At 67.1% G+C, this 10,231-nt stretch carries 9 protein-coding genes and 2 pseudogenes; 7 read left to right on the top strand and 4 right to left on the bottom strand.

From position 1 onward, the window contains the following. Window positions 1-188: 188 nt before the first annotated feature. A pseudogene (locus AB0M26_RS30585) lies at window positions 189-339 on the top strand (transposase); the annotation flags it as partial. Here the strand turns inward: AB0M26_RS30585 and AB0M26_RS30580 are convergent. The 3 genes from AB0M26_RS30580 to AB0M26_RS30570 form a co-directional block, all read right to left on the bottom strand. After that, window positions 329-1,567 carry a serine hydrolase domain-containing protein gene (locus AB0M26_RS30580; protein WP_365266093.1) on the bottom strand — a complete coding sequence of 413 codons (1,239 nt, stop codon included), beginning with the start codon at window positions 1,565-1,567 and terminating at the stop codon, window positions 329-331. The pseudogene AB0M26_RS30585 and the gene AB0M26_RS30580 sit on opposite strands and share 11 nt — an antisense overlap. Window positions 1,568-1,580: 13 nt before the next feature. Next, the gene (locus AB0M26_RS30575; protein WP_365266091.1) at window positions 1,581-1,988 is read right to left on the bottom strand and encodes a hypothetical protein; all 408 of its coding nucleotides are present in this window, start codon (window positions 1,986-1,988) and stop codon (window positions 1,581-1,583) included. A gap of 144 nt (window positions 1,989-2,132) precedes the next feature. Then, window positions 2,133-2,486 (bottom strand): enoyl-CoA hydratase-related protein, encoded by a 354-nt coding sequence (locus AB0M26_RS30570; protein WP_365266095.1) that lies wholly within the window; start codon window positions 2,484-2,486, stop codon window positions 2,133-2,135. On the opposite strand from AB0M26_RS30570, the gene AB0M26_RS30565 reads away from it, so the two are divergent. From AB0M26_RS30565 to AB0M26_RS30545, 5 genes and pseudogenes are all read left to right on the top strand, one after another. Beyond that, window positions 2,395-2,739 carry a hypothetical protein gene (locus tag AB0M26_RS30565; protein ID WP_365266097.1) on the top strand — a complete coding sequence of 115 codons (345 nt, stop codon included), beginning with the start codon at window positions 2,395-2,397 and terminating at the stop codon, window positions 2,737-2,739. The two genes, AB0M26_RS30570 and AB0M26_RS30565, sit on opposite strands and share 92 nt — an antisense overlap. A 376-nt stretch (window positions 2,740-3,115) precedes the next feature. Continuing rightward, window positions 3,116-4,276: a bifunctional glutamate N-acetyltransferase/amino-acid acetyltransferase ArgJ gene (gene argJ / locus AB0M26_RS30560; protein ID WP_365266089.1), complete on the top strand. Its 1,161-nt coding sequence runs from the start codon at window positions 3,116-3,118 to the stop codon at window positions 4,274-4,276. A gap of 182 nt (window positions 4,277-4,458) precedes the next feature. After that, on the top strand, window positions 4,459-4,680 hold the full coding sequence (locus tag AB0M26_RS30555; protein ID WP_365266087.1) for a hypothetical protein: 222 nt from the start codon (window positions 4,459-4,461) through the stop codon (window positions 4,678-4,680). 398 nt (window positions 4,681-5,078) lie between these two features. Continuing rightward, a pseudogene (locus AB0M26_RS30550) lies at window positions 5,079-5,276 on the top strand (ISKra4 family transposase); the annotation flags it as partial. Window positions 5,277-5,387: 111 nt separating this feature from the next. Next, entirely contained in the window at window positions 5,388-5,885 is a 498-nt protein-coding gene (locus AB0M26_RS30545; protein WP_365266085.1) for a transposase, read from the top strand. 544 nt (window positions 5,886-6,429) lie between these two features. Here the strand turns inward: AB0M26_RS30545 and AB0M26_RS30540 are convergent. Further along, window positions 6,430-7,239 carry a hypothetical protein gene (locus tag AB0M26_RS30540; RefSeq protein ID WP_365266083.1) on the bottom strand — a complete coding sequence of 270 codons (810 nt, stop codon included), beginning with the start codon at window positions 7,237-7,239 and terminating at the stop codon, window positions 6,430-6,432. A 151-nt stretch (window positions 7,240-7,390) separates the two neighbouring features. Here AB0M26_RS30540 and AB0M26_RS30535 point away from each other — a divergent pair, with 151 nt between their 5' ends. Further along, entirely contained in the window at window positions 7,391-9,910 is a 2,520-nt protein-coding gene (locus AB0M26_RS30535; protein ID WP_365266081.1) for a hypothetical protein, read from the top strand. The last annotated feature ends 321 nt before the right edge of the window (window positions 9,911-10,231 follow it).

Below are 10,231 nucleotides of genomic sequence, written 5' to 3'. Positions count from 1 at the left end.
TGGTGTGGAGCCTAGACACCTCCACCACATCGGAGGTCTTCGCTCTTGATCAACCCCCCACGAGTGTCAACAACGCTCATGGTCAGAACACCTAGCCGCACTGCTCGATGCGACGGCTCGTCATGGAGAAGGTCCCACGAACCCGGACGAGGAGATGCCCGAATTGCGTGGCATCGCCACGCGCCGCCTCCCATCGCAAGGTGCGGGTCCGCGTCGAGCACGTCTTTCGCGCGAATGAAGGCCTGGACGATCCTTCGCGACTGCCGTCCAAAAGGCGACGGCGTTCACATCGCCATGCTCGGCATCGCCCGCCTGCACAACCTCGCCCTCACCGGATGACAGACACCCCATACGGGACAACGTTCAGCGCGGGGGGGGGCGGGCCGTCGTATACGTTGTCCGGGGTCGCGATCTTGGTGATCGCCCGGGCGAGGACCGTGGACGGCTCCTGGCCCTGGTAGTCGTCGTCCGTGTTGAGAAGCACCACCAGGGTGGCCTTCTGCGAGGGAAGGTAGACGGTTGCGCTCTCGTATCCAGGCAGGGAGCCGTTGTGCCCGATCCACCCGTCGAGCTCGAAGATGCCGAGGCCGTAGCTCAGGCCGGGAATGCCGGTCGGCAGCACTTTGAGCCGCTCCCTCTGGGTTTCCGGGCTGAGCAGCGTGCCGGTGGCGACGATCTTGGCCCAGCGACGCAGGTCGTGCAGGTCCGAGATCATCGCCCCGGCCGCCCAGGCCCAGCTGGGGTTCCACATCGTGGTGTCGGCGATCTCGCCGCTCAGCGTCTGGTCGCTGTAACCGTGCGCGTGCGGTTCGGGGAACTCGGCGCCTTGCGGGAACAATGTGTGGCACAGGTTCGCCGGGCGGGTCACCCGTTTGTGGATGAAGTCGGCCAGTCGGAGGCCGCTGACCTTCTCGATCACCAAGCCGAGCAAGATGGTGTTGGTGTTGGAGTACTGGAACTCCTCGCCCGGCGCGAAGAGGTTCGAGTGCTTGAAGCCGTACGCGAGCAACTCGCGCGGGGTGAACGAGCGGCTCGGGTCACTCAACAGATCCCTCTGAAAGTCCGGATCGTTGCTGTACGAGAACAGGCCGCTGCGCATCTCGGCCAGCTGACGCAGCGTGATCCGGTCACCATTGGGCACGCCGTCCACGTAGGCGGAGATCGGGTCGTCCAGTCGGATTCGACGGTCGTCGACGAGTTCTAGCAGTGCGGTGATCGTGAATGTCTTGGTTTCACTTCCCACCCGCATGAACAGGTCGGTGGTCATCGGCTTGCGGGTGGCCGTGTCGGCGACACCGGTGGCGCGGACGTAACTTCCCTTGCCCGGCATCCACAGGCCGACGATGACGCCAGGAATACCGGCCTGCCGACGGACGTCTTCGATGGCCTTGTCCAGCCGGGCGGTCACTTCGGGGCCGAGACCGTCCGGCGGACGCTCGTCCTTGTGCCGGTCGGCGTTGGTGGGGAGTGGGGGGTGGAGGGCCGTGGCCGGAGTCTCTGCCGACGGGGCAAGCACGGACGCCACCAGTAGCGCGGTGGCGAACAGGCGGGCGGGGTTACGTCTCATGTCCGGGCGCCTCTCACAGGTCAGGGGGCTGAAGTGTCAACATCACCATCCGGCCTATGGGGGGAGACTTCCCTTCGGTACACCGTGCAACGATTCCACCCGTTCGGAGCGGTGGCAGCACGACAAGGGGGCTTCGGTCTTCAGGGGAGAGCGGGGCCAGCATCAGGTTCGTGAAGTAGGCGAAGAGACCGCGCATTCGGTCTGCCGCGTAGTAGACCGGATCCTCGTTGAGCAGGGAGAGGCGGACGGTCAGGGCATCCGCATCGATGCGGATCGCGGAGGACGTCGCGTGGTCCGGGTCGTCCTGGTGCGCCGACAGGGTGCGTACGTCCAGGGCGAATGGGGTGTCGTCCGGAAGGAGGGCGCCCTCGGGCCCTCGGGAGTACACCCGCAGGTCACCGAGGTCGGCGCTCTGGCCCAAGTGGTCCAGGCTGCGGAGGGGCGTATTGGCGACGACGCACCACTTGCTGAGGGGAGCTCTGGTCAGACCTTCCCGATGACGCGGCGCATGCGCTGCTGTGCTTCGCCGGCGGAGAAGGCGGTGCGGTGCGACCTCTTGCCCTCTTCACGTACCCGCCGTAGTCCTTGCACGAAGGAGCCGTTGACGCGGGCGCGGGTGGACTGCACGGCTGCAGCCGTGTAGGCGGCGATACGCCGGCCATGCTCGAGTGCGCGCTCCAACAGGTCTTCGGGGGACGTCACTTCGTGCAGGAGGCCGGTCGGCGAGCGCGCGGTCGGCGGGCCACTCGGCACAGGTGTAGAGCATGTCCTGCATGACGCTGCGACCGACCACGGTCTCGAGCATGTAGCCGCCGAAGTTGCACGCGATGCCCACCCGGAACTCCGGCATCACGAGCTTCGACACACGACTTCCGATGCGCACGTCGCAGCAGAGCGCGATCTGCAGGCCGACGCCGATCGCGAAGCCGTCGATGGCGGCTACGACGGGCTTGGATATCCCGGTGATCGCGCTGTTGGAGATCCGTGATGTCGTCGACCCACGCGTCGACCTCGTCGCTGCCGGAGAATTCCGAGACCTCGTGGAAGTCGCCGCCGGCGCCGAAGGGCCGGCCCGGCCCGCCGTACAGGACGACACATCCGACCTCGTCGTTGCTGTCGAGGTCGAACATCTGGGCCGGCTCGCTCATCCGCGCCCTGCTGAACGGATGTGAACGGATTCTGCTCGTGTGCTTGCGAGAACTCCACCAGGGCAACTCCCCCTGGCAGTACCTCGCACTTCATGCTCGCCGTCGCGGTAGTACTCGCCGACATGCGGCGGCCTCCCCATGTATGCATCCGTGCCTTGTTCATGTACTTCTCAGTCGCGAGGCAGAGCTGCGCGGTAAGAGACGATGAAGCAGAACGCCGGGAAGGCGTCGAGCTCGTCCAGATGCTGGACTGGCCAGGGCTGTTATGCGCTTCATGATCGATTGATTGTCGTCTGCGTCGGTATATATTTACGCTGCAATACATCATCATTCATCGGGATGGTCAGGGTCGACGCAAGCGCGCGGGGCCACTGGACCCCATAGGGGAGGTGTACCGACGATGGAGGCAGAGACTCTGTGCCCGCGGGGCTTTCTCGGCGTTTCGACGAACATGGGGCTCAAGGACGTCGAGGACGACTTCGTGGCCGTCGTCTCCCAGGTGCCTGCGCGATCCGCTGCGGTGTTCACCCAGTCCCGCTTCGCCGGCCCAAGCGTCGTACTCAGCCGCGATGCTGCGGCACAGCAGCACTGCCGCGGCATGGTCGTGCTCTCCCGCAACGCGAACGTCGCCACCGGCCGCGCCGGCGCCGAACACGCCGAGGAGGTGCGCCGCAAGGTTGCCACGATCGCGGGGATCCCGCCCGAGGAACTGGTCATCGGCTCCACCGGTGTGATCGGCCGGCCCTACCCGATGGAGAGCATCCGGGCCGGGCTCGACGCCCTCACGTGGCCCTTCCCCGAGGCGGACTACGCCGCTGCGGCCGCGGCGATGATGACGACGGACACCCGCCCCAAGTACTTCTCGGTGCGCTGCGGGGACGCCGTGCTCACGGGGATCGCCAAGGGGGTGGGCATGATCGAGCCGAACATGGCCACCTTGCTGACCTTCTTCTTCACCGACGCGGACGTCCCGGCCGTCGAACTGGACGCTCTCTTCCGGCGCGTGATGGATAAGACGTTCAACGCTCTGAGCATCGATACGGACACCTCGACCAGCGACACCGCTGCCGTGTTCGCCAACGGTCTTGCGGGCCCCGTAGACCTGGCAGACTTCGAGCAGGCGCTGTACGAGTGCGCCCTGCACCTGGTACGGGACATCGCAGCGGACGGGGAAGGCGCGAGCAAGCTCATCGAGGTCCAGGTCACCGGCGCCCGCGATGATGCGCAGGCCAAGGTGGTCGGTAAGAGCGTGGTCAACTCCCCTCTGGTGAAGGCCGCTGTGCATGGCAGTGACCCGAACTGGGGCCGTGTGGCGATGGCCATCGGCAAGCTCCACGACGAGACCGACATCGAGCCCGCCCACGTCCGCATCCAGTTCGGTGACCTGGTGATGCACCCAGAGGAGCCGAGTGACGAACTCCTCGGACAGGCAGCCGTCCACCTTGCGGGGGGCGAAGTGATCATCCGGGTCGATCTGGGCATCGCCCAGGGCGCGTTCACCGTCTACGGTTGTGACCTCACCGAGGGCTACGTGATGATCAACGCCGACTACACGACCTGACCCGGGTACGTACCCATGACCTCGGACACAGCCCATCTGCCCGGCGGTGTGCATGCCGTAGAGCGTGCCGCTGACCTGCCCCGCCAGGCGCGGGACGCACCAACCCGCCCCAGTGACGTCTCCCTCACCACCCGCTGGCTCGACGTGGTGGAAAGCACCGCGGGCGTTCCGATGACGTATCTGTGGGTGGAGCGGGAGGGGGTTCCGTCGCGGGCCTGGCCACTGCGCTGGCCACCGCGTCGGTGCCCTGGGGCCTCGGCAGGCCCGATGTCGTCCTGCGCAACAGCGCCGAGGCGGACCTGATCGGCGCGGTCGGCTTCCTGGCCGGTTTGCCGGAGGAGCCCGTTCATCGCTCATGCCGTCCTTGGTGGCGGGCGGACGTCATCTCGGCAATACGCGCGTAGGGGCCCGGTCCTCGAACGGGGCGAGTGCCCCATGCGCTGCGGCTCGACCGTAGACCTTCCGCCGCGACGACCTGCCACTACTGCCGCCACGTCCAGCCGGACCCCGACGACGAAGAGGGGTGGTGGTGACCCGCAGACGACGGAAGTTCCGTACCGCGGCTGACACCACGAAGTGGCGAGGTCCGGGAGTCACAGACTCCAGGACTTTCTGTTTTTCCCGGAGCACGGGCGCGGCGGCACGGCCCCGAAGTAGGGCTGCAGTTAACGAACTTGCAACCAACCGCAATCCGTGCCCGTTCGTCGTCCTTCATACGGAACCCTGGGCGAGGGCGGAGGGTAGTTGGGTGCGGGTGGTGATGCCCAGTTTGCGGTAGACGGCCTATAGGTGGACCTCGACGGCCTGCCGCCACCTGGTCAAAGACCGCCTGGACATCACCGGAGCCCGCTGGGGACTGGCCGGAGCCGAGGCCGTCCTCAAGCTCCGCGCCCTGCACACCAACGGCGACTTCGACGCCTACTGGGCCTGGCACGAACAGCAGGAGTTCGCCCGCAACCACCAGTCCCGCTACCGCGACCACCTCACACTCGCAGCTTGATCAACAACGCCCCCAGCAGATACGCACCCATCCGGGATCTGCCTGCCAGACGCGGACGAGGGCGCAAGCCAGCCCCGCGGCGCCCCGGGCGGGCCCGGCGGGGCGGGTCTGTTGTCACTGGTCGAGCGTCTGGAGGAGATTCCAGGGACCGGCCGGACCGCGGCTGAGGTGATCGTTGCCGAACTCGGCCCGGACATACGGGTCTTCCCGACCTCCGGCCACCTGGTGTCGTGGGCCAAGCTCGCCCCTCGCACCATTCAGTCCGGCGGCAAGAACACCTCGGGGCCCACCGGGCACGGCAACCCGTGGCTCAAGGGGATGATCGGGGAGGCGGCCATGGCTGCGGCCCGGACCGACACCTTCCTCGGAGCCCGCTACCGCAGACTCGTCAAGCACCGGGGCCACAAGAAGGCCATCGTCGCGGTGGCCCGGTCGATGCTGGTGATCGTCTGGCACATCATCAACGACCCCGGTGCCCGCTTCGAAGACCTCGGGCCCGAACACCACCGACGCCTGGTCAATCCCGCCCGCAAGACCCAAGCCCTCGTCCGCCAACTCCAGGCCCTCGGCCACCAGGTCACCCTCGCCCCCGCGGAAACCGCAACCTGAGCACCGCAACTCTTCCAAGCCCGTCCGCCCGGCTGATGCCGCACGGACGCTGCCGCCCGCGCTCGGTGCGGCAGCTCCCGCAGCCACGCCCTTGCGGAAGCGAAGCGACGGTGGCCCCCGGCGTTGCGCACCGGGGCCGGTCGCCGGTCGGTGTGGACACAAACAGCGAGCGGGCTACTCCGTGACGGTCGACCGTGAGCGGGGCAGTCGGTAGCACCAGGTGAACCGGGTTGTTCTGCTCCTCCAGAACAACCCGCAGCCACGCGGACCTCGTCCGGTCCATGCAGCAGCTCTGCATGGACCTCGCTCGGAACATCGCGCATCTGCGATGTTACGCAGCCGCCAGAGCCGGGACACGGGGCTGCTGGCTGGTCGCGGAGCAGCAGGGCGACCGCGGGCAGTGGCTGGCCGTGCTGCACCGGCCGGGCCGGCCTGCTGCCCGTGCAGCACCGTGTGCCGCCTGGCCGCCCGTGTAAATGCTGCGCTGCGACCGGACACCGCCTGCTGCACCCGAGGACCACGGGCAGCAACCCGGCAGCATCGCCTACAGCACGGTGCCGTGCAGGGCGCGGCGGTCGCCGGAGAGGGGGTAGCGGCGGGCAGCGAGGCCGTGCTCGAGGGGCTCGCCGATCTGCTCGCACAGCGGGGCGAGGACGTGCGCGGCGTCGGTGTCGGAGAGGTAGGGCGGGGCGACTTCGAGCATCAGCTCTCCGATCGCGTGGTTGATGGCGGCCAGGTCGTCGACGACGGCGCGCGCCGGCCGCGGCGGTCGGGTCCGCCGGCGGTTCGGCTGGTGGCGGTGGCGGTGGCGGGGTGGCGGGGTGGGGCGGACGTCGCGGACGGCCTGGCGGACCACCGCGCGGACCGTGGGCTCATCGAGGTCCTGGCGGCCGCTGTCGGCGAGCGCGGTGAGTCGGCGGGTGATCAGCTCCGCGACGGTGTCCGTACGGCTGGAAACGGCGATCAGGGCGCGCTGGGACAGGCCGTAGTCCAGCGCCGCCGCGGCGGCGGCCGGGGCGGTGTCTCGCGTGCGAGACGTCTCGGTGCCGGCGGCGACCGCTTCGTGGATCACGGTGAGAGAGCGGGCAACGTCGAGCAGTCGGTATGCCTGGGCGCGGCTGCTCCCGAACTCTGCGGCGCAGAACGACGCCCAGTGGTTGTAACCGAGTGGGAGCCAGACGCGGGCGGCGTGCGCGTCGGCGGACCCGGGCAGCGAGCACCGCCACGGAGCGCCGGACGTCCTCCATCGCCTCACGCAGCCCCGCCCCGCCGTCACAACTCGGGCCTCGGCGGTCGTCAGCGACGGCCGCGCCATCTCGGCGACATCGTCCTGGTCCTGGCCGCGGCTGCCCACGCCCCACCCCCATCGTCCTCCGGAGCGGCGAGTGGGACCAGGGCCGTTGAGGTGAGGAACGGCATGAGCCCATGACCGAACGCACACAGTGAAAGTTCAAGGAAGGGAGAAGGCTTGGCGTATCACCGATTGGTACAAGGGAGGCACCCGGATGCGGGCACACAAGATCGCGACAGCCACCATGCTGGTCCTGGCAGTCAGCGGATGGGCCGTAGCAGGAACCGGGACAGCGTTCGCCGAGAACGGCCCCGCCGCCCACCGAGGTGTGAAGGCGAAGACCGCAGGCAAGGGCCACCCCGCCCACGGGGGCGGGGGGAGGGCGAAGGCCCGGGCGGAGGGAGGGTCCTCCACGGGAGGGAACCTCTTCCAACAGAACGTTGCGCAGTCCTCCCGGCAGAACAACAACTGCAACAACCCCAACCCCCAGACCGGGGATACGGAGCTCTCCGGTAGCCGGGTAACGGGGCGGTGTGTGACCAGCGACGGTTCTCTGACCGCGTTCTCCCGTATCCACAACGGTCCCGCGGACGCCGAAGGCGGTTCGGCGGTCCTGGACGTGGTGCAGCAGAACACCGCCCAGCGCGGCAGACAGAACAACACCTGCAACAGCCCCAACAACGCACTCATCGACGTGACCGAGAGCCGGGTGGAGAGCCGCTGCGCGGACCAGGACTTCTCCTTCAGCAAGCACACCCACATCAAGGGTGGCGGCGCCCAAGCCCACGGCGGATCATCCACCAGCACCGTCGACGACGTGTTCGAGCAGAATGCGGCACAGGAGGGTCGGCAGAACAACAACTGCAACAACCCCAACTTCGACTTCGACCTCGAGGTGGCGGAGGGCAGCCGGGTGGAGGCGCACTGCGGGAATCTGGACTCCTCCTTCAGCAAGCACACCCACATCAAGGGCGGCGGCGCCCAAGCCCACGGTGGATCCACAGGCAGCGCCGTGCGCCAGCAGAATGCGGCACAGGAAGGCCGCCAGAACAACAACTGCAACAACCCCAACTCCTCCTCGGACCTCGACGTGACGGCCGGCGGCCGAGTGGAGGCGCGCTGCGGGAATCTGGACGCCTCCTTCAGCAAGCACACCTACATCAAGGGCGGCGGCGCCCGCACCGAGGGCGGCTCCTCCACAGCCTCCGTCGACCAGCAGAATGCGTCACAGGAGGGGCGCCAGAACAACAACTGCAACAACCCCAACTTCGAGTCGGACATGACCCTGGACGGTGGCCGAGTGGAGGCGCGCTGCGGGAATCTGGACGCCTCCTTCAGCAAGCACACCTACATCAAGGGCGGCGGCGCCCGCACCGAAGGCGGCTCCTCCACAGCAGGCGGAACCGTGATCCAGCAGAACATCGCCCAAGAAGGCCGGCAGAACAACACCTGCAACCACCCCAACCAGTCCAACCCTTCGGTGACGGGGGGCCGGGTGGAGGTGCGCTGCGGGAATCTGGACGCCTCCTTCAGCAAGCACACCCGCATCAAGGGCGGCGGCGCCCGAGCCGAAGGCGGCTCCTCCACAGGCAGCGACCTGAACCAGCAGAATGTTGCGCAGGAAGGCCGCCAGAACAACACCTGCGATCACCCCAACGCCAGCTCGGACCTAAATGTGGCGGAGGGCAGCCGGGTGGAGGTGCGCTGCGGGAATCTGGACGCCTCCTTCAGCAAGCACACCCGCATCAAGGGCGGCGGCGCCCGAGCCGAAGGCGGCTCCTCCACAGGCAGCACCGTGGACCAGCAGAATGCGGCACAGGAGGGCCGGCAGAACAACAACTGCAACAACCGCATTGACTCGCTAGTCGAACCGGGTGAGGGCAGTCGGGTAGAGGACCGCTGCGGAAATCTGGACACCTCCTTCAGCAAGCACACCCACATCAAGGGCGGCGGCGCCCAAGCCAGCGGCGGCACCAGCACCGCAGAGGTGGAACAGCAGAACATCGCCCAAGAAGGCCGCCAGAACAACACCTGCAACAACCCCAACGAGGGCTCGGACATCAACCCCGACGTGAACAATGACATCCGGGTAGAGAGGCGCTGCGGGAATCTGGACACCTCCTTCAGCAAGCACACCTACGTCAAGGGCGGCGGCGCCCGAACCGAAGGCGGCTCCTCCACAGGCAGCACCGTGAACCAGCAGAACATCGCCCAGGAAGGCCGCCAGAACAACACCTGCAACAACGCCAACCTCGAATCGGATCTCGAAACCGAAGAGGGCAGCCGAGTAGCCGGGCGCTGCGGGAATCTGGACACCTCCTTCAGCAAGCACACCTACGTCAAGGGCGGCGGCGCCCGAACCGAAGGCGGCTCCTCCACAGGCAGCACCGTGAACCAGCAGAACATCGCCCAGGAAGGCCGCCAGAACAACACCTGCAACAACGCCAACAACACGGAAATCAACCTGATCGACGGCAGCCAGACAAACTCGGCCTGTCAGACTACGGACCACTCTGCCAACATCCACACCAAAGACATCCGCGGAGGAGCCAAGACCACCGGCGGCAACGCCACAGCCGAGCTCTTCCAGCAGAACATCGCCCAGGAAGGCCGCCAGAACAACAGCTGCAACAACCTCAACAGCCTCCAAGACTTCACCCTCACAGGCAGCCGCACACAAGCCCACTGCATCACCACCGACCGCTCCACCAACATCGGCACGATCCACCGATAAATCGGGCCAGCGCCCAACCGTTACCGTTGCCCCTTTCCCCTACTCAAGGAGCAAGCGCGGTGAGTGAACTCCGCAAGGAGAATTCTGAAACGACATCAGTTCACGCAAGAGCCGCACTGAGCTCGGCCCCGCCGCACACAAACCAAGTGCACCACCCCCGACCGCTGGACCGCGAACCGCGCCTGGCCACGGACCGGCCGGGCCTGCTGGTGATCGCGGGGGAGTGTCTAGGGCCTGTGTGATGTCGTGATCAATCTTGCTGATCCGGATCTGTATGGAGGGGTGCATCGGGTAGGAAGAGGGGTGTGACGCGCAGGCAAC

This window comes from Streptomyces sp. NPDC051776 (genome assembly GCF_040681345.1).
In the GTDB taxonomy this organism is placed as follows: domain Bacteria; phylum Actinomycetota; class Actinomycetes; order Streptomycetales; family Streptomycetaceae; genus Streptomyces.
The sequence above is the reverse complement of the archived record's forward strand: the minus strand, read 5'-3'. Positions and strand labels throughout refer to the sequence as shown.

Coding starts and splice junctions, on each gene's coding strand:
- AB0M26_RS30580 (WP_365266093.1), bottom strand. CDS start 1,567: ATGAGACGTAACCCCGCCCGCCTGTTCGCCACCGCGCTACTGGTGGCG.
- AB0M26_RS30565 (WP_365266097.1), top strand. CDS start 2,395: ATGCCCACCCGGAACTCCGGCATCACGAGCTTCGACACACGACTTCCG.
- argJ (WP_365266089.1), top strand. CDS start 3,116: ATGGAGGCAGAGACTCTGTGCCCGCGGGGCTTTCTCGGCGTTTCGACG.
- AB0M26_RS30535 (WP_365266081.1), top strand. CDS start 7,391: ATGCGGGCACACAAGATCGCGACAGCCACCATGCTGGTCCTGGCAGTC.